Source organism: Paenisporosarcina sp. P5_A11 (assembly GCF_056400705.1).
In genome coordinates, this window is record NZ_JBFUKT010000027.1 from 1 (window position 1) to 21,877 (window position 21,877).

The 21,877-nt window shown below is 36.5% G+C and carries 26 protein-coding genes and 2 pseudogenes; 10 read left to right on the forward strand and 18 right to left on the reverse strand.

Translation table 11 applies throughout. The features are described from left to right. Positions 1-287 precede the first annotated feature (287 nt). Positions 288-713 (reverse strand): VanZ family protein, encoded by a 426-nt coding sequence (locus AC1DOS_RS06740; protein WP_477536879.1) that lies wholly within the window; start codon positions 711-713, stop codon positions 288-290. A 212-nt stretch (positions 714-925) separates the two neighbouring features. On the opposite strand from AC1DOS_RS06740, the gene AC1DOS_RS06745 reads away from it, so the two are divergent. After that, a complete protein-coding gene (locus AC1DOS_RS06745; RefSeq protein ID WP_477536880.1) occupies positions 926-2,206 on the forward strand; it encodes a glucose-6-phosphate isomerase in 1,281 nt (426 codons plus the stop codon). A gap of 92 nt (positions 2,207-2,298) precedes the next feature. Here AC1DOS_RS06745 and AC1DOS_RS06750 read toward each other — a convergent pair whose 3' ends face one another. The 6 genes from AC1DOS_RS06750 to AC1DOS_RS06775 all read right to left on the reverse strand — a co-directional run bounded on the left by AC1DOS_RS06750 (position 2,299) and on the right by AC1DOS_RS06775 (position 6,071). Continuing rightward, positions 2,299-3,384 (reverse strand): ABC transporter ATP-binding protein, encoded by a 1,086-nt coding sequence (locus tag AC1DOS_RS06750; RefSeq protein WP_477536881.1) that lies wholly within the window; start codon positions 3,382-3,384, stop codon positions 2,299-2,301. 18 nt (positions 3,385-3,402) lie between these two features. Continuing rightward, on the reverse strand, positions 3,403-4,314 hold the full coding sequence (locus AC1DOS_RS06755; RefSeq protein WP_477536882.1) for an ROK family protein: 912 nt from the start codon (positions 4,312-4,314) through the stop codon (positions 3,403-3,405). A 367-nt stretch (positions 4,315-4,681) separates the two neighbouring features. Beyond that, on the reverse strand, positions 4,682-4,873 hold the full coding sequence (locus AC1DOS_RS06760) for an aspartyl-phosphate phosphatase Spo0E family protein (RefSeq protein ID WP_108586058.1): 192 nt from the start codon (positions 4,871-4,873) through the stop codon (positions 4,682-4,684). A 382-nt stretch (positions 4,874-5,255) separates the two neighbouring features. Continuing rightward, positions 5,256-5,456 carry an alpha/beta-type small acid-soluble spore protein gene (locus AC1DOS_RS06765; protein WP_108586059.1) on the reverse strand — a complete coding sequence of 67 codons (201 nt, stop codon included), beginning with the start codon at positions 5,454-5,456 and terminating at the stop codon, positions 5,256-5,258. 205 nt (positions 5,457-5,661) lie between these two features. After that, entirely contained in the window at positions 5,662-5,817 is a 156-nt protein-coding gene (locus tag AC1DOS_RS06770) for a DUF2382 domain-containing protein (protein WP_477536903.1), read from the reverse strand. Then, positions 5,808-6,071: a hypothetical protein gene (locus AC1DOS_RS06775; protein ID WP_477536883.1), complete on the reverse strand. Its 264-nt coding sequence runs from the start codon at positions 6,069-6,071 to the stop codon at positions 5,808-5,810. Before AC1DOS_RS06775 ends, AC1DOS_RS06770 begins: the two co-directional genes overlap by 10 nt. Positions 6,072-6,154: 83 nt before the next feature. Here AC1DOS_RS06775 and AC1DOS_RS06780 point away from each other — a divergent pair, with 83 nt between their 5' ends. Next, positions 6,155-6,343: a hypothetical protein gene (locus AC1DOS_RS06780; protein WP_477536884.1), complete on the forward strand. Its 189-nt coding sequence runs from the start codon at positions 6,155-6,157 to the stop codon at positions 6,341-6,343. A gap of 91 nt (positions 6,344-6,434) precedes the next feature. Here AC1DOS_RS06780 and AC1DOS_RS06785 read toward each other — a convergent pair. Next, positions 6,435-6,669: pseudogene (locus AC1DOS_RS06785) on the reverse strand (GGDEF domain-containing protein); the annotation flags it as partial. Between the two features lie 31 nt (positions 6,670-6,700). Then, positions 6,701-7,660 carry a bile acid:sodium symporter family protein gene (locus AC1DOS_RS06790; protein ID WP_477536885.1) on the reverse strand — a complete coding sequence of 320 codons (960 nt, stop codon included), beginning with the start codon at positions 7,658-7,660 and terminating at the stop codon, positions 6,701-6,703. Positions 7,661-7,867: 207 nt separating this feature from the next. Between AC1DOS_RS06790 and AC1DOS_RS06795 the strand changes: the two genes are divergently transcribed. Next, the gene (locus AC1DOS_RS06795) at positions 7,868-8,053 is read left to right on the forward strand and encodes an H-type small acid-soluble spore protein (RefSeq protein ID WP_108586065.1); all 186 of its coding nucleotides are present in this window, start codon (positions 7,868-7,870) and stop codon (positions 8,051-8,053) included. 208 nt (positions 8,054-8,261) lie between these two features. Here AC1DOS_RS06795 and AC1DOS_RS06800 read toward each other — a convergent pair whose 3' ends face one another. The 4 genes from AC1DOS_RS06800 to AC1DOS_RS06815 all read right to left on the reverse strand — a co-directional run bounded on the left by AC1DOS_RS06800 (position 8,262) and on the right by AC1DOS_RS06815 (position 11,937). After that, on the reverse strand, positions 8,262-8,501 hold the full coding sequence (locus tag AC1DOS_RS06800) for a hypothetical protein (protein ID WP_477536886.1): 240 nt from the start codon (positions 8,499-8,501) through the stop codon (positions 8,262-8,264). Between the two features lie 262 nt (positions 8,502-8,763). Next, positions 8,764-9,423 (reverse strand): hypothetical protein, encoded by a 660-nt coding sequence (locus AC1DOS_RS06805; RefSeq protein ID WP_477536887.1) that lies wholly within the window; start codon positions 9,421-9,423, stop codon positions 8,764-8,766. 907 nt (positions 9,424-10,330) lie between these two features. After that, positions 10,331-10,834 (reverse strand): divergent PAP2 family protein, encoded by a 504-nt coding sequence (locus AC1DOS_RS06810; protein WP_477536888.1) that lies wholly within the window; start codon positions 10,832-10,834, stop codon positions 10,331-10,333. 470 nt (positions 10,835-11,304) lie between these two features. After that, positions 11,305-11,937, reverse strand: coding sequence for an STAS domain-containing protein (locus tag AC1DOS_RS06815; protein ID WP_477536889.1), 633 nt, complete (start codon positions 11,935-11,937; stop codon positions 11,305-11,307). A gap of 236 nt (positions 11,938-12,173) precedes the next feature. Between AC1DOS_RS06815 and AC1DOS_RS06820 the strand changes: the two are divergent. Both AC1DOS_RS06820 and AC1DOS_RS06825 read left to right on the forward strand, forming a co-directional pair. After that, a pseudogene (locus AC1DOS_RS06820) lies at positions 12,174-12,467 on the forward strand (transposase); the annotation flags it as partial. Positions 12,468-12,604: 137 nt separating this feature from the next. Further along, complete coding sequence (locus AC1DOS_RS06825; RefSeq protein WP_477536904.1) at positions 12,605-13,576, forward strand: IS3 family transposase; 972 nt, start codon at positions 12,605-12,607, stop codon at positions 13,574-13,576. Between the two features lie 58 nt (positions 13,577-13,634). Here the strand turns inward: AC1DOS_RS06825 and AC1DOS_RS06830 are convergent, their stop codons facing one another. Both AC1DOS_RS06830 and AC1DOS_RS06835 read right to left on the reverse strand, forming a co-directional pair. Next, positions 13,635-14,699 carry an S-layer homology domain-containing protein gene (locus AC1DOS_RS06830; protein WP_477536905.1) on the reverse strand — a complete coding sequence of 355 codons (1,065 nt, stop codon included), beginning with the start codon at positions 14,697-14,699 and terminating at the stop codon, positions 13,635-13,637. Between the two features lie 263 nt (positions 14,700-14,962). After that, positions 14,963-15,442 (reverse strand): metal-dependent hydrolase, encoded by a 480-nt coding sequence (locus AC1DOS_RS06835; RefSeq protein ID WP_477536890.1) that lies wholly within the window; start codon positions 15,440-15,442, stop codon positions 14,963-14,965. 254 nt (positions 15,443-15,696) lie between these two features. Here AC1DOS_RS06835 and AC1DOS_RS06840 point away from each other — a divergent pair, with 254 nt between their 5' ends. Then, positions 15,697-16,197, forward strand: a complete 501-nt coding sequence (locus tag AC1DOS_RS06840; protein WP_477536891.1) for a hypothetical protein — start codon at positions 15,697-15,699, stop codon at positions 16,195-16,197. Positions 16,198-16,479: 282 nt separating this feature from the next. Then, the gene (locus AC1DOS_RS06845; RefSeq protein ID WP_477536892.1) at positions 16,480-16,959 is read left to right on the forward strand and encodes a sigma-70 family RNA polymerase sigma factor; all 480 of its coding nucleotides are present in this window, start codon (positions 16,480-16,482) and stop codon (positions 16,957-16,959) included. 202 nt (positions 16,960-17,161) lie between these two features. On the opposite strand, the gene AC1DOS_RS06850 is transcribed toward AC1DOS_RS06845, so the two are convergent. Beyond that, the gene (locus AC1DOS_RS06850) at positions 17,162-17,647 is read right to left on the reverse strand and encodes a competence protein ComK (protein ID WP_477536893.1); all 486 of its coding nucleotides are present in this window, start codon (positions 17,645-17,647) and stop codon (positions 17,162-17,164) included. A 252-nt stretch (positions 17,648-17,899) separates the two neighbouring features. Here AC1DOS_RS06850 and pgaC point away from each other — a divergent pair, with 252 nt between their 5' ends. Genes pgaC through AC1DOS_RS06865 form a run of 3 tightly spaced genes read left to right on the forward strand, consistent with a single transcriptional unit; the run spans position 17,900 to position 20,432 of the window. After that, positions 17,900-19,144, forward strand: coding sequence for a poly-beta-1,6-N-acetyl-D-glucosamine synthase (gene pgaC / locus AC1DOS_RS06855; protein WP_477536894.1), 1,245 nt, complete (start codon positions 17,900-17,902; stop codon positions 19,142-19,144). Beyond that, positions 19,108-19,566 (forward strand): PgaD family protein, encoded by a 459-nt coding sequence (locus AC1DOS_RS06860; protein WP_477536895.1) that lies wholly within the window; start codon positions 19,108-19,110, stop codon positions 19,564-19,566. The genes pgaC and AC1DOS_RS06860 overlap by 37 nt, the downstream gene beginning before the upstream one ends. Continuing rightward, positions 19,563-20,432 (forward strand): polysaccharide deacetylase family protein, encoded by an 870-nt coding sequence (locus tag AC1DOS_RS06865; RefSeq protein ID WP_477536896.1) that lies wholly within the window; start codon positions 19,563-19,565, stop codon positions 20,430-20,432. Before AC1DOS_RS06860 ends, AC1DOS_RS06865 begins: the two co-directional genes overlap by 4 nt. A 190-nt stretch (positions 20,433-20,622) precedes the next feature. Here AC1DOS_RS06865 and AC1DOS_RS06870 read toward each other — a convergent pair whose 3' ends face one another. Continuing rightward, a complete protein-coding gene (locus AC1DOS_RS06870) occupies positions 20,623-21,279 on the reverse strand; it encodes a hypothetical protein (RefSeq protein WP_477536897.1) in 657 nt (218 codons plus the stop codon). A gap of 174 nt (positions 21,280-21,453) precedes the next feature. After that, complete coding sequence (locus AC1DOS_RS06875; RefSeq protein ID WP_108584136.1) at positions 21,454-21,846, reverse strand: hotdog fold thioesterase; 393 nt, start codon at positions 21,844-21,846, stop codon at positions 21,454-21,456. Positions 21,847-21,877 lie beyond the last annotated feature (31 nt).

Consider the following 21,877-nt stretch of genomic DNA (forward strand, 5'->3'; position numbering starts at 1 on the left):
CACTAGCTGCATCCGCATGATTTGCGAAAGGTGAAATAAATAAAAATAAAGCAATCGTACACATTGAAATGACTTTTAACAACTGAGACTGTAATTTCATATAGTTGAATCCTCCGGTTGGCCAATGGCAATAATTTCTGATAAATTAACTATTATTATCATAACATCGACAAAACCTTTTATGGTTTACAGTTTTGTAACAAATTCATTACATTTGATTACATTTGATAGATTTCATGTAACATTTAATAATATCTTAAGATTTCTTCGTATATTTTAAAAACTGACTAGACGATATCCTTCTTTAAAGTTGCTTTTGTATACAAATAATGACATATGAAATACCCAAAAACCATTCCAATAGTATCTACTCCAACGTCATAAAACCTTCCATTTCGATTGAAATAGAGCTGAAGGATTTCAGTTAACAAAGCAAATATTAAACATAAAACGAATGTACCCTTATAATTTTTAATCCAATTAAATAGGAAAAAGAATAGCAGTGCAAAACCTGCAAAGTGTCCTATCTTCTGAAACAAAAAGAACGTACTATTTAATTGAAAATCACTAATAATGAATAATTGACTAATATTTGGTGCACTTTGAAACTCGAAATTCACATATTGATTATAAATAAAAAGCTGTGGATCTGACGTACAACTTCCCACCAGGATAATAACAGCCCACATTACTGTAAGTATTCGAAAAAACAAATCCAACATCCTCTCATTTCCATAACACTCATTCTCTCATGTAAGAGTATTCTTTGAAAACAATATACCTAAAATTGAATAAACAAGCATCTATTATTCTTCCAAAGATGCAATTTTAGTAGCGCTAAGCCTACCCATATCCCTTCAACCATAAAATGTTAAGATGGTGTTAGCAATAAGTAATATAATCGATCAAACAAAAGGAGAATTCTATGACTATTGAATTAACGTATTCTGGTGAATATCAAGAATTAGTGTCACCAGAACTTGAAGCGAAATTAAACGTTATTCATGACAACCTTCAAAATAAAACAGGTGTTGGCTCAGAATTTTTAGGATGGCATGATTGGACAAGCCGTATGAGCGAGACTTTTCTTCAAAACATTCAAGAAACGGCTGACCGTATTCGTAAAAATTCTGATGTCTTAGTCGTTATCGGAATTGGTGGTTCTTATTTAGGGTCAAAAGCGGTTATTGAAGGATTGACTCCGCATTTCCACACTAATCCTGATACGGAAGTGCTATATGCAGGTCATCAGGTTAGTGGTGAATACTTAGCGAAACTCATGAAATATTTAGATGACAAAGAGGTTACTCTAAATGTCATTTCGAAATCTGGTACAACCACTGAACCTGCTCTTGCGTTTCGATTCCTTCAAAAATATATGGAAGATCGTTACGGTGAAGATGCTGTTTCAAGAATCATTGTTACTACAGATGCTGAAAAAGGTTCGTTACTAAGTTTATCTAGAGAAAAAGGATACCAACGATTTGAAGTACCAGCTGACATTGGTGGACGCTATTCTGTATTAACAGCTGTTGGCTTGCTTCCAATTGCTGTAGCTGGCTATTCTATTCACGATTTAGTAAATGGTGCAAGGGATGCTGAAAAAGACTTCCAACAATTCGACATACACTCAAACACAGCCATTCAATATGCTGTCATTCGAAATCATTTATACAATCAAAATTACTCCATAGAAATATTAGCAACATTCGAACCAAAACTTTCTTACTTGCAAGAATGGTGGAAACAATTGTTTGGAGAAAGTGAAGGAAAAGAACAAAAAGGCCTTTTCCCAGCTTCTGTTTCTTTCTCGACAGATTTGCATTCTCTTGGACAATATATTCAAGATGGTCAACGCATCCTATTCGAATCATTCCTTATTATAGAAGAAAAAGCGAATGATCTTTCTGTTTTCATAGCAGAAAACAATGGTGATGAGTTGAATTATTTAAGTGGCTTATCATTGAATGAGTTCAACTTAGCTTGTTATGAAGCGACTTCAAGTGCTCACTTATCTGGTGAAGTATCACAAATTGGTCTTACCATTAAAGAACTTAATGAAACCAACATTGGCTACTTGCTTTATTTCTATATGGTATCTTGTGCATACAGCGCGTATCTATTAGAAATTAACCCATTTGATCAACCAGGTGTGGAAGACTATAAAACAAATATCTTTAAAATCCTTAAAAAACCAGGATATTAATTACTAGCATTCCTATATTAGATGCAAAAAAAGCGGCTTACACATAATTGTGTGTGAGCCGCTTTTTCATGATTAGGGATAGGAAACTTCTCCTATTTAATACGTAGTTCACTTTCTTTATCAAAGAAGTGACCTCTTGCTACGTCGAATGACAAATCAATTGCTTCTCCAGGTTGCACTGGGTTACTTGATTCGATTCGTGCAATAAATTCTTGACCTTCAATATTTGAGTAGACCATTAATTCAGCACCAGTAAGCTCAGAAACTTCTACTTTCAAACGTAAAGTTTGGCTACCTATTGGAGCTTCGCTTGTAATATGTTCAGGACGAATTCCTAAGATTAATTCTTTGCCTTCGTATCCTTGCTCTTTTAAGTATGTAGCGTGGTTAGGAGGAATCACAATTGATGTACCATTTATAACAAACTGACCATTAACCATTTTACCGTTAAAGAAGTTCATAGAAGGTGATCCGATAAATCCACCTACAAATACATTATCAGGTGTATCGTATACTTCTTTTGGTGTACCAATTTGTTGTACAAGTCCGTCTTTCATAACAACGATCCGAGAAGCCATTGTCATTGCTTCTGTTTGGTCATGTGTTACATAAATTGTTGTCGTTTTTAAACGTAAGTGTAATTTGGCAATTTCTGCACGCATTTGCACACGTAATTTGGAATCAAGATTTGATAAAGGTTCATCCATCAAGAACAGTTTCGCATCACGCACAATCGCACGACCTAATGCCACACGTTGACGTTGTCCGCCTGATAGCGCTTTCGGTTTACGGTCTAAATAATTTTCTAAACCTAAAATTTCTGCTGCATTTTTAACGCGTTTATCAATATCATCTTTTGGAAACTTACGTAACTTTAAACCAAACGCCATATTTTCATAAACTGACATATGTGGGTATAAGGCATAGTTTTGGAATACCATCGCAATATCGCGATCTTTTGGTGCTACATCATTCATTCTTTTGCCATCAATGTAGAAATTTCCCGAAGAAATATCTTCAAGACCTGCGATCATGCGTAATGTTGTCGATTTACCACAACCAGAAGGACCAACAAAGACGATAAACTCTTGATCTGCAACTTTTAAATCAAAATTCGAAACTGCTGGAACATTATTATCATATACTTTAGTAATATTTTCTAATACTAGATTTGCCAACCCATCCACAACCTTTGCTTATTTTTTAGATACGATTTCTTTTTCATCTGATAACACTAGCAGGGCTGCACCCAACATTCCCGCTTCATTGCCAAATTTCGCTCTTTTCACTTCTAATGGTTTCAATAACAACGGTTCTAGTGCATTCATTAACAGATCCCACCAGCTATCAGCTGAATCTGAAACTCCTCCACCTATAACCACGCAATCCATATCTAGTACTGCTTGAAGCGAACTAATTACGATAGCTAAATCACTCGTGAATTTTTGTGTAACCGCTTGCGCAACCGTATGTCCTTCTAGAGCGAGTTGGAATAAATGATTCGGTGAGACTAATTGGTTGTTTTCATCGACAATACTTTGTTCTGCGATGATTCTTCTTAATGCAGTTCCTGAAACGTATTGTTCGCTACATCCYGGTCTACCACAACTACATACATGACCACCTGGATATAAAATCGTGTGCCCTACTTCACAGGCACCACCATGTGTGCCATTCATGATTATTCCGTCCTCAACGAATCCACCACCAAGGCCTGTTCCTAAAGTTAAACAAAGTGTGCGTCGGAAGCCTTTTGCTGCTCCTAACATGGATTCTGCAAGACTCGCACAATTTGCATCGTTATTCACTTCTACACGTAAACCACTAGCTTTTTCTAATAATGTTTTCACTTCTGTTCCTTGCCAGCCAGGCAACGTTTCAGTTTCAAAAGTAATGACGCCTTTTTCTGCGTCTACCATTCCTCTTGTACCAATTCCAATTGCTTGTACCTCAGGATGATCTTTTAATATTTGAAGTATCTTCATTTCTAAATAAGGATATAAAGGGACTTCAGTTGGTACTATAAGGTCTTCTGATACTTGACCATCAGAGCCTACAATTCCCATGCGTACTTTTGTTCCACCTATATCAACGCCAAGAACTTTCATTAAGGCTTAACCTCCATATGAGAAAATCTAGTAATATTTTAAACTATCTCTTAATCATACATGATTTTACTGATACGTCTATAATTGATTTTTCAGCAAATTCAATTTATCTTCATTTTGTTTCGACATTCTGATGTTTCTAAAATGAATAAAATGGCTAGGGTACTTACTTTAACAATAAGTACTATTGAAGTTTTTTTAGTACATTTGATAAGGATAACATAACTTCTACTGGTAAAAATCCTTTTGTTTACGCTTACAATCTCAATTTTCACATATAGTTAAACTCCCTTGCCAGCTTCAATTCAAAAATCCAGTAGCGATAATCGCTACTGGATTTTCTTAGTATTATTATATAACTGAATTCTTAGCTCACCTTAGAATAATGATTCTCTGCCATTTGCAGATCTTGATATTTGTTTAGTAAGATATCAAGCTCTTGACTACATAGTATTACACTGGAATGGGTCCTACCCAATTTCATTGCTCTATTGTACATTATTTTTTGTTTCAATTTAATATGTCCTAATAAAATTACTTTCTTATCTAAACTTCTCATCTATCTTCCATCCTCCATACATTTTTATTTAAATCTAGTTTGTAGTTTCGGCTGATAAATATTGCACAAGGTACATCATAAATGATTGGTCTTGTAAAAAATTGTCGCTTTGTGTAAATATGAACAATGTTCATTAATTTGTAACATTTATAAAATAATACGAATAAATTTGTTGCTTTCCTTGCAATTTTATTTAACGTAATTTTCACATCCCGAAACTTCTTTTTGTCAGTCTTGCAATTTTTTATGTAAACAAGGATCACTTGGCAAGTAATCTAAAGTTGAAGAACTATATTACTGAAAACAATTCTAATTAGATACTTTTCACAAATTTTGTCCATAACAAAATTAAAGCCGACAGTATGAACTGCCGGCATTTTTATTATGAATTTCCTTTTAATTGGTTTTGGGCTTGTGCTACTAAACGCTTAGTAATTTCTCCGCCAACGGAACCGTTAGCACGCGCTGTAGCATTTTCACCTAGTTGTACTCCGAATTCTTGTGCGATTTCATACTTCATTTGATCCAAAGCTTGTTTTGCACCAGGTACTGATAATTTATTGCTTGAATTGTTGTTTGCCATTTTGCTCACCTCCTTGGTACTAATAGAATGGTCGATTTTCAGAAAATCATGCAAGCTGAAAAAATTTTTTCGTACTTTCAAAATTTTCATTATTATTAACATGCTCAAATCCAATAAAAAAATTAGTAAACGAAAAATTTTGAACACTATAAAAACCCTTCCAGCAATAAAGTTAGAAGGGCATAAATGATGTTTAATTAGTACTTTATATTCTTCTCTTTCTGACAACGCTTTCACCTGTAACAACTTTTTCTTTAATGACTTTTACACGTTCTTCGGTAATTGGAACACGAATCAACTCTTCATCATTTGTTTCGATTGGTGGTGTATGACTATCAAAATAAATATGTTCTACATATATTTCTTCTTTAGTAACCGTGCACCATCATATGAGAAGTCTGTATGCCCTTGCAATTGCTGATTTTGGTTATGGTTTACATCTTCATCATACAGACCTCTTGTATTCTCATGCGTAGTGAATCCTTGTTGATTTAATGGAGGTGAGGCGTTTGTGTTTCCTTTATTCAGCGAACTTTCATACTGCATCGATTGCTCTGCATTAGATTTCCACCCATTTTCTAAACCATATGTCTCGCTTTCAAATAGAAATCCCATATTTTACAGGTACAAACATGGTTCTTAAGGAATCCTATCAATAATATTATGGAAGAATAGGCACAGATTATAAGGAGGTACATATGGAAGAAGAAAACATTTATCATTTAGTGTCAGCTCTTCACGACATCAAGCAAGAGTTGAATCGTATAGCTGAATCATTGTATATACTAGCCRATAGGCCGCCTGATCAAGCCCAAAGTTTTCATGGAATAGAAGAGAAATTAAGAAAAATAGGCTCTTATGTTGAAGATTTATCATTGAGAAAATGATTGATCCTTAAGAAGTATAATTAACTTCATCATTCCTTATTCAAAAAACCACTAGATACAAAAATCTAGTGGTTTTTGCGATTTATAATGATTACTTGACTGAAACGCAATTTCTTCCTGCTTTTTTGGATTGGTAAAGAACTTCGTCAGCTTTTGAAAACATTTTTTTCAAATTGTCTTCGTTTTCATATGTAGTAACTCCGATACTTACAGTAATTCGTGCATGAATCAATATTCATACGAATTCGTTCAGCTAAGACTCGTGCATATTCTTTGTTTGTATTGGGAAGAACAATCATAAACTCTTCTCCAACCATTCGGGCAACAAGTTCTTGTTTATAACCAAGCTATATCACGTCATATACTTTCAACATCTTTTTGTTTTAGGTAGTAAATTTTAATTACAAATCCATATATCGATGCTAATACCTGTTGAAAAAGCATTCCCAGGACAACTGGAACTGCAACAGCTGCTGGAAAATAAGATACCGCCAAAACAGCACCAGCACTGATATTTCTCATGCCTCCAGTAAACATCATCGCAGTGACTGTCTCTTTGTCTTGCTTGAACAGCTTTCCTGTCAAAAATGCGAATAAATATCCACTAAACGCGACCAAGAACACTATAATTGCTATCCCAACTAATTTAAAATTAATGTCCAATAAATACGGTGCAACAACTGCTCCATTCAACATAACCACAAAACTCATAGCTATTTTTGCAAAGGGTGATAAACGTGCGCTAAGCCTGCCAGCGACCCCTTCTTTTAAGAATTGGTTTAAAGTCATTCCTACAATTGAGGGAATCACAATCATCAGAAACAGTCCTTGCGTGATACCGACTATATCCATTTCAATATTTCCACCAACTAGGAATGACATCGTCATAGGCACAATAAATGGCGACAACATCGTATCAATTAATATGATGGATAAGGTCAAAGCAATTTTCCCTTTATAAATGGAGACCCATACAAAACTGGTGATGCCTGTAGGAATAGCCATCGCTAGTACTAAGCCTGTAATTGTGTAGGCATCTCCACTAAATACGACATGACCAACGCCAAGTGCCCACAGTGGCATTACAATATGTAAAATAAAAAGGACCAAAACAAGCGGTAAAGGATTCAACACAGCTTGCTTCATTGAAACAAAATTTGAATTCAAGCTCCCTGAAAAAGTCATAAAAGCAAAAATCCATGGTATTAAAAAAGAAAAATCCTTTATATATATGGACAACAACACCCCAATTACCACGGACGTTGGGATCATTAAGGGCATGAATTTTTCCAGTAACTTGTTGATTTTATATAACATGCAGTGGTTCACTCCAATGATGGTTAAGATATCTCCTCTCATTATAGACTCAATCTGTCTTAATCGTCCCTAAAGAGTCTGTTTGTATGGAAATAGGCGTTCTTAATCAAATAATTTTTTTAAATCATTTACATGATTACGTGTTTCAAAACCAAACTAACACGAACAATAATAATTAAATAAGTACGATCATAAGGAGGACATATTATGGATATCAATCGTGTAAAGCAAATTGTGGGTTCATCAAACGAAGTAGATGTTACGTATAACGGTGTTTCTGTTTGGATTGATCAAATCCACGAAAACGGCAAAATGGCGACCGTCCATTTAAGACATTCCCTAGAAGAGCGATCTGAAGTGGATATTGCGGAGTTAAAGGAAGAAGTTCATTAATAAGGCACATAGGAATGATTTATTTAAGAATTGCTTCTCTCATTAAGAAAATATTCGAGGTTGTAGGATAGCGGCGAAAGTATCCAAGTCGCAAGATTGGGGTGTGACGCAGTCACGTCCCATATATTTATGTGATTTTCAAAGCTTCCCGAAAACCATTTTTCCAACAAAAAAAGCGACTAAAATTAATTAGTCGCTTTCTTCATTACTATCTAAAATCACGAATCTCTTTAGGGTCATCCGATTTACGATCTGTTAAAATTCCCATCTCATCAATGTGGTGCCTTGCAGCATCATCGCCTAAGTGATAAATAATCGCATATAGCACTTTTTGCGCAGCATCATAATAATCATTTTCAGGATCTTTATGGTACTCACGAAATGGAATATGTGCTCGAACATAAGTTTCTAGGTCTGCTTTATGCTTGTCATCAAAAACCGACTGCAAAACATGAACTTCCTGCTCAGTAGCCTGAATGACAAAACTAGGTGTATCCACTGGCTCAGTTAAGTGCTTTCAGCAGCTATATCAACATAATAAGTCTTTTTATCCTTCTTCATCTCCTCTTAGTCTTTACTACTCACTACCCCTGGTTGCATAAATAAAACATGAAACACAGGCGCAATCCGCTTTTGCATACGAGAGAAGAGACTTTCCTTGTCACAGAAAAAGCGGCTGAAGATGAAATTTCAGCCTCCATAAACTCCTATTAAATTGATTTGATTCTCACGACTAACTGAGACACTCTTTGCTTTGTTTTCGTGCTTGCAGAACTGAATTTTCTCAATGGGTTCTTGCGTCTCCCTTTCGATAGTAAATACATCCATACAATAAACGTAGTTCCACAAGTTAGATAGCTGACGAAGACCATCGTGGATTTTAAAGTCATCCAATAGCCATTTCTAAAATTAACATCTATCAGATTCCTACCCGAATAAGCTTCAATAACAAGTGGACCAAATGTAATAACTAATAAAAAAGCACCCACAATCGTCACGATTAATCTCCACATTTTATAAGGTTTATACCACCCTACCCCAAGCATCAACCCTGCCAACCCAAAAGTAAGCCAGCCTATATCCCGAAAATAGGTAAGAAAATCGGTCATAACAAATGACATGATTAAGATGCCCAATATCGTCAGAACAGTTACCGACATAATAGCAGTTAATCCAAATATCTCGTAAATCGTTCCAATTATACTTTCTCGCTCTCTGGATTCAAGCTCCTTTTCCCTCTTAACCTTTTTCTCTTTTCTTTTATCTAGAAAATCGTTCACTATCTTCATACGTTCCGAAAGTTTCAGTCCATTTACAAGATTTTTAAAATTCCTTTCAACTTGTGGAAATCTATACCTCCCCAAATTCATGTTATCCCCTCCAAATTTTTACACTGATATCATCATTTTACGATTCAAGGTACCTGTTTTATACCTCCTTAAAGGAATGATTTGTAAATACTGGTGAAATAACAGGGAATTAATATGAAAATTCTCCACAAGTTCTGATGGTAATGACCGCTTTTCACTTTTCATAATTCAGGCACTCTGGATATGATGTTTTCAGACGTGATGCGTAATTTTTCAGACGTGAATCCCTTTTTTTCAGACGTCAGCTCTCTTTTTTCAGACGTAAAGCTAAATAAGTCAGACTGAGCATTGGCTCACTCTTTAAAACAGTACTCACTCACAGAAAAACCCGATAAGCGGTAGCGATCGGGGGTATTCAAAGGTTTTAGGGTTTTGGTTTACTTGGAAATTCTTTCTGCTGCTACCGGTAGGACAGGCAGCCTTTTTGTTAGATGGCTTTCTGGATATGATGTTTTCAGACGTGATGTATAATTTTTCAGACGTCCTCCCCTTTTTTTCAGACGTCAGCACTCTTTTTTCAGACGTAAAGCTAAATAAGTCAGACTGAGCATTTGTTCACTCTTTAAAACAGTACTCACTCACAGAAAAACCCGATAAGCGGTAGCGATCGGGGGTATTCAACGGTTTTTGGGGTTTTGGTTTACTTGGAAATTCTTTGACTGCTGCTGCCGGTAGGACAGGCGGCCTTTTTGTTAGATGGCTTTCTGGATATGATGTTTTCAGACGTGAAGCGTAATTTTTCAGACGTGAATCCCTTTTTTTCAGACGTCAGCACTCTTTTTTCAGGCGTGAAGCCCAAAAATTCAGACTGAGCACCAGCTCACCCTTTAGAACGGGTCCAAATTCCTCACAAAAAAATCCAGCAGCACTGTAAGCTAACTGGATTTATTAATAATGAAATTCCTACCTAATCCATATACCGAGAGGTTCTCAATACACTTCGCTCATCATTTTCAATCTTAGCGGAGATAAGTCCAAGTAAACCACCTAAAATAGCTCCACCAAGCACTTCAATCGGTTGATGACCGAGAAGTTCCTTTAATTCTTTTTCACTTTCTACATATTCAAAGCTTGGGAAATCTCCTGACATCGCAACAATGCTGTCTTCCAAATTATTGACCAGCTGCGCGATTTCTCCCGTATGTCGTCTTATTCCTTGTGCATCATACATCACAATTACACCAAAAACAGCTGCCAAAGCAGTCTCCGTATGACGCGTTCCTTTATTAGCTGCTACGTATGTTGCCAGTGCCGTTACACCAGCCGAATGGGAACTCGGCATCCCGCCTGTCGTGAAAGCCTGCTTCCAATCCCATTTTCCTGTCATCTTCTTATGAGTCAATATTTTCAACCCTTGCGCTATCCCAATGGCCGAAAATGCTGTAACCATTCCACGATTCATAGTCTTCATCTACTTCGCCCTCCACTCTACTAATCGATTAACATCAAGTGCAAACCGTACTTCTATTCCTTTTCAATACCCCAACTACATCTTTATATGCGAAATTAAATAAAAATAATCAAAATCGTATACTACATCTTTCTAGTTTCAGACACATCCACAACATTTATACTTGTTCGTTGGAACAAAGACCTTTTTCTGTGAACAAAAGAATTTATACTTTTCATAAGCTGAAGATACAATTTCAGCTGCTTCTTTCATACTTAGCTCATACTCGAAGACACAAAACTATTCATGTTTAGCTTTAAAGCCTTCAATCCACTTATAATCAAATTGTCCGTTTGTAATGACATATTGATCGTGATCTGCAAGTACTGTATCTATCTCTAAAAGCGAAGGCAAGGTAATTCGTTCATCTTTATATTCAGCTTGAAAAGATATTTTTTCTGTATAACTCCAACCTCCCTGACTTTAACCTCTTAAATCATTCCTTTTTCTTGGAGAGTTTTAATAGCCTGTTTTAAAGATCCAAAAGTTGGACTGTCTTTAAAATCAATCCCCAGTTGAACAGCAGTTTGTGCTACTACTGGGCTTATGCCAGAAAGAGTAGCGACCATTCCCACAAGACGCAACGAAGCAATGACCTTGAAAATCTGGTTTGCCACATGTGTATCCATTACAGGAACGCCTGATAAATCAATGATTAATGACTGTATCCCTAGTTTTAGACTTTGCGTTAATGTACTATCCAAAATACAATTTGCTCTAATCGAATCGATATCTCCAATCAATGGCAACACCCCTACTCGATTAGAAAGAGGGATTTTCACTGACGAAGTTTCCATAAATATTTCGATATACTGCCAATATACCCTCCGAAAATTTCTAAGTTGCTCCGCAACTTCACTTAAGGACGTATCGGAATTAGCACGATCCGTTGCAGTTTGACTCGTCCAAGCAAGCACACTCTTTCTCATTTCTTCTTCAGATTGCAAAAGTGAATCTGCAATCACTCTTACGTATGTAATGTTCTGTTTTTTAATTCTCTCGACAATTTCAGTGGATGCATCCACTGAATAATGCGATCCTTTTTTTGGTAATCTTAAATCCATCCAGCTATCTGTCAAATCGATAGAATTCGTTATTAAATAATTATATAAAGCCTGCGTGTTCTCTTTACCCAGTTCTCTTTCAATTTTCCATGCTATTTATTGGAAATTATAACATATCATTATTAACTTCAATAAATTAACAATTTACAACTTAAATCTTTTCAAAAAAAAGGACTCCTTTTTGTACTGCACCCCGAAAGTTAGACCACCAAATCTAACTTTTGAGGTGTTTTTTTGTGGTCAAATATGATGAAGGATTCAAGCGAAAAGTTGTTCACGCTTATTTAGCTGGTGAAGGTGGATATGCTGCCCTGGCTACTAGATTTGGAGTTCCAAGTAAAACGAATATAAGAAAATGGGTCAGTGCGTTTCAAGAATTTGGGAAACAGGGCTTGGTTACTAAAGAGGCAGATGCGAGTTATCCTGTTCAATTTAAATTAGATGTCCTAAACTATAAGTTAAGAACAAGAGATTCCTTTGAAGAAGTGGCTAGAAAATTTGGCATGACTGAACCGACTATGATTATTAATTGGTTGAGGAAATGGCAAACTGAAGGTGTTGAAGGGCTCTCTAAATCAAAGGGGCGTCGATCAATGTCTAACAATCCAAAGAAGAAAAAGAACGTGAAAAAATTGACGAAGGAACAACAGCTTTTAAAAGAAATAGAATTACTTCGTGCGGAAAATGCCTATTTAAAAAAGCTCCGAGCTTCAGGGATAAATATTCCGAGCCGACTGCTAAAACAGAATCCAGAGTCATCCATGAACTCAGAAAAGAATTCAAATTAGCCGTTATTCTTGAAGCAACAGATTTTCCAAAGGCCACCTATATGTATTGGCAAAAGCGATTTAACGAACCTAATCCAGATGAAGAGATTGAAAACATGATCAAGGAGATTGTAGACAAGCATGATGGAAATTACGGTTATCGTCGAATTGATATAGATTTACGCAAGAGAGGCTATTGCGTAAATCACAAAAAGATCCTTCGGATTACTAATAAGCTTGACATGACATGCAAATCCTTCACACGGAAGTCTAGGAAATATAGTACGTACAAAGGAACAGTTGGCACGACTTCAAAAAACCTTGTCAATCGTAGATTTTATACAATCATCCCATATCAAAAACTAACGACTGATACAACCGAATTTAAATATTACGAGACGAATGCGAATGGGAAGTTAATCATTAAGAAGGCTTATTTAGATCCGTTCTTAGATATGTTTAATAGTGAGATTTTATCCTACAGGCTCTCAGAACGCCCAAACGCAAAAGCCATCATGGATGCCTTGGATGAAGCAATAGAAATATCAAAAGACTGCACCTATCGAACGACGATACACTCTGACCAGGGTTGGGGGTATCAAATGAAGTCATATGTAAAGAAGCTAAAAGATAACGGGATATTCCAAAGTATGTCCCGAAAAGGAAACTGTCTGGATAATTCGCTTATGGAAAACTTCTTCAGCATAATGAAACAGGAAATGTATTACGGGAAAGTTTATCTCTCTTTTGAAGAGCTGAAGCAAGCAGTGAATAAGTATATTTATTACTATAACAATGAACGGATAAAAGCAAAATTGACTGGCATGAGCCCGGTTGAATACCGTCTCCATACCAGTCAACTAGCTGCTTAAATATTTCGGTCTAACTTTTAGGGTTCAGTACATTTGGAAGTCCTTACGACAATTAACCTTATTCATATACGAAGTTCAGTACCCATATAAATGTTCCATCCATTTGTTGTGCCACACCAATGCCAAGTTCCTTCTGAGCAGCTTCAAAAGCATAAGGTACATTCATAGATTTTGTTGAGACAGTCCTAAAGGCAGACTCTACTGATCCACTTGCATATCTTTCTTTATACTCCACATTCAACTTTTCACCATACTTCACTTCATAGAAATTCGTTTGCATGACATAATCTTCATATGGATATCGTGCTGAGGCTCTCGCTTTTAGTCCAGCCATTTCTTGAAAACGTTCGTTTAACTTGAGTGGCTGATAACCTTTATTTTTTCGTACACTATTGATGATATCAAAAAGCTCTTTTTCCATTCCATCCAATTCCTGTGTAGTCAACCAATCAACATCCACTCTTTGATGGGTTTCCTCATCATAATTAACAAATTCCATCCCCATCGGATTAAACTCTTTGCTCAAAGTTCGAGCCAACATAGCGGCGAATTCTTGACGAGTAATGGATGCAAACGGTTTAAATTTTCCATCTTCATAGCCAGATGCAACTCCACCATTTGCCACTGCATTTATAGCAGGTTTTGACGACATAGTAGAAGATACATCTTTAAACCCTACATCTAAACGATCAAGCGGGATATTGTATGCCCCTGCCAAAATGATGGACATTTCAGATCTTGACAACGGCCCTTTAGCATCAAAATAGCGAGAACCATCCGAGGCAACCTTCCCTTGGATTATGCCATGTTTAACGGCATGGACTACTTCTGTATAAAAGCCATCCCCTCTTTTAAAATCAGTAAATCCTGGATCTGGGGCGCCATCCATACGAATACCCATTTCTCGGACAATCATCGTAACAGCTTCTCCTCTAGTGACAGGCGCATTAACTCCGAAAGTACCATTGCTATACCCTTTCGTTACATTCCGAGATACTAAATACTCAATTTCATCCTCGAAACGCGGACCCACGTCTGAAAATTTACCAGCTGCATCTGCAGACAACGGTAAAATTAGCGACAAAGTCAAAACCGACAAAGCTATCTTCATTTTCCATTTCATCACCTACAAAACCTCCATATTTTTTATTAGAAAGTAAAACCAATAAGCGCTTATGACATTTCTTCCAAATACCCCTAAAGATTCCATCTTAAATATAAAGGAATGAACATAAAAAGTATCAATTATTAGATTAATTGAAGCTATATACCCATACAGATTTATGGTATATTGGTCATTTTTACCGCAAAAAAAGTAGCTGAATATCATATTTCAGCCACTCTTAATAACCTTATAAACTTACTTAACATAAACACAAAGCCATCTTATAAATAATACCCGAACGCCTCGTACCCAAAATACACTGAAAGTAGCGATAGTGCAGCCAACACCAAAGACTCCACCGTTCCCCCAGTCCTTGTTGTCAGAGGGAATCGTACTCTAATCTTCAATGGAAACAGCAATTTAATGCCATTTCTCGTAGCCATATCTAAAACCAAATGGCTTACCATTCCTACTAAAATTCCCGCAGTTACCGATTCATTAGTCACAAATGAGTTCATAAGAATCGACATTAACACTAAAAATAGCAAACTATGTGTAAATGATCGATGACCAAAAAGCACATTAATTACTTTAGAAACCACTGGAAATGCCCGCCCTACCTTACTGCCCCCGTGGCATATATCTGGAATCACTGCGCCGATAACGCCTGCTCCCACTAAAAGTACTGGATTATAATTCGTAACTTGTGCAAACGCAAGACTTGCTGCCAAACCGCCAATGATGTGTGTTTTACCTGTCATGCTGCAAACTCCCTTTTCTATGTAATCAAAGCACTATTCACTATTACTCTACACCATTTTGGGAAACGACTGAATAGTGCTTTTCATTCATAATATTACTTTCACCACTAAACTTGTGATTTTACAACTTAACCCTAAAAGTTTGTGACTAATACGATTTCTTTATTGAAATCCTACTAAACTCTATACAGTATCTAAAGTACCTACACATCTCAAATTATTCCTGTAAAATGGAAAATAAGGGAGGCATTATCATGAATAGCTGGAAACTTATTTCGATTATACTTGCAATAGTACTGGGCATTTCACTTATTTGGAGCATCCAACAACAGGCCAACTTTGAAAAAATACAATTGAAATCATATTCACTCGAACACGCACAGCTCACTCAATCCCTTCAGAACACAATCGAGAAATACAAAAAAGACGGCAATCAAAAAGAACTCGGAGAACAACTACTTCATATGTCTGGATTCATGTTAAACATACAACCTGCCGGAGATACCTCTGCCTCCATAACGTTCAATTTTGATTACGACATTCGTCGTGTATTATACGAAGTTCATCGCAAAGCGCGAGGTGATCAGATTGTAGATCAAGACATGGAGCGTCTCCAAAGCGCACAAGAATTACTCAAAACTTTTGAGGCTTCAACACTTAATAACCTTGAACATAAAACAGTGGACGACTACGAAAATGATTTCGACCAATTTATGAAACACTATGAATCAAAGAAACACAATTTGTTTAAATAATTGAATGTAAGTGAACGAAAGAAACCTCAAGAAACAAGAAAAGGCGGCTACTAACAAGATCAAATAAAACCTTATTTCAATGAAAAAGAATCGTGTGTTTTTAGACAATAGATTCCTCCTGGATATTTCACATATACTTTTGTATTTTTCATTGCTAGTGGAAAACCTTCTATTTCTAGGCATCAAACGTCAAAAATACTCGTTGGAACTCCAAATTTAGATGTCTTACACTGTTGCTACCTAGGAATAACCCTAATGTGCACATTGGCAAGGCAGATTAAAATGGAGACTTATGAGGACGTATTGAACCAGTTCGAACCAATGATTCATGCTTGTATGCGCAAAGTTCACATCTATAAAAACCATGACGCATTCTTGCAAGTTGGAAGAGTTGGACTGTGGAAAGCTTGGCAAAGATATGACTCATCAAAAGGGGATTTTGCGCCATTTGCTTATCGCAGTATTTATGGCAGTTTGTTAGATGAATTAAAGAAAGCGGCAATCGAAGAAAACATCATACCTGCAGAAGATCAAACACTTGAAATCCTATTAAATAAACCAGCCGAGTCATCTTTGGATACGGAAGAACTAGTAAATTCATTATCTCAACTAAACTTAGTAGAGCAGGAACTCATACATTTGTTGTTTGTCAACCGTAGTTCTTTGGATGAAGTAGCTCTGAATCTTGGCATCACCAAAGCAGGAGTCAAGAAAAAAAGAGAACGTACTTTACTAAAACTGAGAAGCATTCTGACAACTTAACTCATTCTTATGAGGTTCTATTAAAAATCAGCCAGCGAAATCGACATGATGGTGAATTTTTGACTAGAACCTCTTCTTTTAAGATTCGTTGAAAAGCTTTGGTTTTTGCTAAATAAAAGGTATAGGAGACAACTTTTATTTTCAGCACTTGGCAAACTTTCATCCTTACAATATTCTTAAACTAGTTGTGAAACTAAATCAATTATTCGTCATCGTTTGCTATGTATCGTTTCTTATCACGCTGAATAATGCGATAGGTGTCTAGGGTGAAATGCAGTCTATGTTGTTGTTTTAACAGGACGTGTTTTGAAACATGTACAGTAAGCGACGTGCCATTCCTAAATGTCACCAGTGAATTGCCCTTGTCTAATTCCTTAACGTGAAAATGGTGGTTAAACAGCCACACACATTCTGCATGTTGATAAGACATAGTTGGAAAAGCACCGATCTCAGTTGGTTCAATGAGAATTGATGTTTTTTTAGGATAATTCATGAATATTCTGGTTGCCTGTATACGTCCTTCCATCGTAGAAGCATACCTTATGCATGCTCTATTCAGTAAATCGTGCACAGTCAAACATGAATAATAAATGCCATGGGTTGTCGTAATCTTCGATTTATAATCCCCAATAAAAACTGATTCAAGCGACAAAGCTTGATTGTCAATCCAATTTGAATCACAGTTCAACAGAAAATCCCCTTTATGTCTCCTATAGTTATATTCTACCAATCTTCCAAGGCTTTGTATAGTCTGAATTTACTGAAAATATAGTATTTTTTAGTTTTAACCTTATTTTTTAACCTATCAATATCTATCGTTAACACTTTATATACATTTTGGGAAAAGTGATAAAAAAGCATATTATTAATTCCATTCGCTGTAATTAATATAGTAATATATATTTATGAAGTTAGTTAAGTGAGGAAAGTTGGTAAATATATGGAATTTTTCACAGGGCCATACGGAGTTGTTACTAGTTTTGTTTTTTGGTATCCATTTATTATGGCTCTTTTTTGGATGGCAGGCTCTCTTCTCTTCCTGCAGACAAAAGAACCTAAAAATGACACATTAGATATAGATGGATTTGATTGGCCGATGATCAGTATTCTCGTCCCTTGCTACAATGAAGAGGAAACGATTGAAGAGACCGTACAGAACCTTTCTGGGCTCTCTTATCCAAAGAAAGAAATACTTTTAATTAATGATGGTTCTATTGATCAAACGTCAGTAATTATGGAGAGGTTATCAAAACTCTACAACAACGTAAGAGTTATACAACTTCAACAAAACCGTGGAAAGGCAAATGCCTTACAAGTTGGCTTGTTCGCGTCTCGTTCAGAGTATCTAGTATGTGTTGATGCTGATGCACTTCTTTCGGATACTGCTCCCTATTATATGATTCGTCAGTTCTTCATTAAAGGAGAACGTGTAGGAGCTGTAACGGGTAGTCCAAGTATTCGCAATCGAAATACATTATTGAGTCGAATGCAGCTAGTTGAATATGCGTCCATTATTGGCGCAATTAAACGTACACAAAGATTAATAGGGAAAGTAATGACCGTGTCTGGAGTAGTCGTTACTTTTCGAAAAAAAGCACTTGTCGACGTCGGATTATGGGACCGCGATATGATTACAGAGGACATTGCGGTTAGCTGGAAATTACAAAAACGCTTTTGGGATGTTCGTTACGAACCGCGCGCGATATGTTGGATGCTAGTACCGGAAACTTTGTCGGGCATTTGGAAGCAACGGATACGCTGGGCACAAGGGGGGCAAGAAGTTGTCCTTCGTCATTGGCGCATATTATTCAGCTGGAAACAAAGACGTTTATGGCCCATTTTTCTCGAACAGTGTATCAGTACAATTTGGGCTTTTTGTTGGCTTTTCGTCACTGTCATGCTCGTATTTTCAGCTGACCAAGTTCAAGACTTATTTATCTGGTTCACACTGACATCATTTTCACTTGTCTTCATCAGCATGATTCAACTCTTTATTGCTCTAGTAATTGATTCAAGATATAACCGCGTCCTGAAATATTATTTTTGGGCGGCTTGGTATCCCTCTATTTATTGGATGGTGAATACAGCGGTTGTCATGGCAGCTGTACCGAGAGCCATTAAATCTCGTAGAAAAGGGGGTTACGCGGTATGGAGCAGTCCCGACCGGGGTCTAAAGAAATCGTAATCATCGATGGTAATCGTTCAAACCTCAGATTCTTTATCGATATAATCATAACTCTATTTTTTTGGTGCTATACCTTAATTGTAATGATATTTATTTTGTCTGCTAGCTTTGGGTTTAGTAATCCCCTTACTCGAGTACTGAATTCTTCATTCAATACGACCAATGGCCAAGTTCAATTACTGTCTCTATTTGGCTTAATTCTGTTCATTACTTTTTATCTTTTATTTTGTGTAAATCGATTCTATAACAAAAAGCGCTTTGGATCTCTAACTCGTCGGACGTATCCAGAGAATGTAACGAATGATGATTTGATGTCTCTGCAATTAATGGATAAAGAAAATATAGAAAAACTTCAAACTACAGATTATATAGTCTTTGCCGAAAACCCGATTATTTCTTTAGAAGAGGAAAAATATTCATGAAAAAAACACTTATATTTTTCGGTATTATTAGCCTTATCGGGCTTATAATTTTGTTTAGTAAAGAAATTAAAACCTTGATTTTCGCTCAGGACGAACCATCCATGTCGTTCTCGAATGAACTGGAGACAGATGGCTGTATCGGTTTAAATTATCATCGCGTCCTAAAGGACAACGTACTTACTCAATCAACAAGATGGTTTCTGAATTCCGATGAACTTGTAAAATATAGCATGTTAACAACTGAGCTTCAGCATCAATTGAACGCATTAACCGATGCCGGTGCGGTTTTTTTATCGGAAGATGAATTATTACAAGCCAAGAATTCAGGAGATTTCCCTGATAAATGTATTTGGATTTCTTTTGACGACATAGACTATTCCGTCTATGAACATGCATTCCCTATTTTGAAAGAGGCAGGAGTTCCATTTACATTGTTCGTGATTGCTGGACATGTAGGGGACAAAGATTTTAATAACCTTAAAATGACCACATGGGATGAACTACGAGAAATGCAAAAAAGTGGGCTGGCCAGTTTTGGGTCCCACACTTACGATATGCATCGATTCGAAGACGAAACGCCAGTTTTTCTTCTAGCCGAAAATAGAGAAACATTCAAGCACGACTTGCAAAAAAGTATCCAAACCATTGAGCAAGAACTTGGAGTCACTGTTCGCAGTTTCGCATACCCCTATGGGAATACCGATGACTCTACATCTGAAGTAATAAGGGAACAAGGACTTGAGGCGGGTTATATCTTGGCACCTCAAACCATAAGACCAACTGATGACAACTTTCATCTCAATAGGGTACTCATCAATGACACAACCTTCAATGAAGTCATCCTGCCATTTATTGAAAGCCAATGAAACATAAAACCGCTGAAGATACAACTCACTTTAATTAAAAAACCTTGATTACTGCTTTTGGCTGCCGCCAAAAGCCTTTTTTGTTGATGACACCTTCTTACAATATTATATTTTCTCCATCACTTTGAAAAAGCCGAACAATGTGACAAAGTCACACCGTTCGGCTTTTTCCTGTAGCATTTATTTCACTCTAGTCAACGATTCGATGTACTAAAGTATTTGTTCCTTCTTTCAAATCTAAAATATAATCATATTTCTTTCCATTGAATTCTTTTTCATATTTACCATCTTCGTTTGACGCGAATGGGATTTCGCCTAAAAATTCGCCTCCTTCATCCAATGTCACTTCACCATCTACATAACTAATAAAAAGACTCATTGCGTAAAAAATAGCTGCTCTGTCTGCACCAGCTATTTCATGACCCACTAGTTTCATTTCAATTATTTCTTTTGCTTCGTTATCTACCGAATAAATTAAAGTTGTTTTTAAAGGTGTTGGGAAGTCATGGGAAAACATTGATATTTCTTCAGTAGAATTTGCCTCATCTTTTTTGATATTAGCCGCATTCATTTTATAATCACTGTTCTTGGCAATAAAATCGGTTGCGGTGCCGTTCCATTTCGCCGCTTCCTCATCAGCATTAGGCAGACTTTCCAGCGTCGTAGCTGTCTGTGGTTCCGCTAGTTCTTCTACCTCTTCTACTTTTTCTATTTCTTCGGCATCAATTTCAGTACTTACTTCAACCAGTTCCTTGTCTTCTCTTTCACTCATTTGAGTAAAGACAAAAATTCCCGCCGCTAATAATCCAATACCCAACATACTAAAATATACTGCTGTCTTTTTCATGACGTACCCCTTTTCAACAAATAAATTGATGACAATCGGCGGCTGAATCTTCCATCGTTATTTATCACGTCATGTTATTCCTAAATTATTCCTAGTACGGGCAGCCTGATTATAATATTCAACAATTTCATTTACATGCTACCTTTATAATAAATACTATAAAACGCTAATCAATTATTTCAATTGAACGATTGCCATGGTGCATCTGGATACACAAATTAACTTTTCATCTTCATCGACAATTTTGATATCCCACACCATGGTTTTACGCCCTCTATGTAGGGGGGTTCCGATTGCTGTGACAATTCCATCTTTCTTTCCGCGGATGTGGTTTGCATTAATCTCAAGTCCAACTGCTGTTTCGATTTCTTGATCAATTAAATTCAAAGTTCCAAAACTCGCAACTGATTCCGCCAAGACAACCGATGCTCCTCCGTGAAGCTGTCCGTAAGGTTGGTGTGTGGATGAGTTAACTGGCATCGTTGCCGTAACCCTATCCTTCGTCATTTCTACGAATTCAATTCCAAGTAAACCTATAATTGTTTCTTCCATCGGTTTCATTTCCATTTAATAAATTCCTCTCTTTTGCATGAATAAT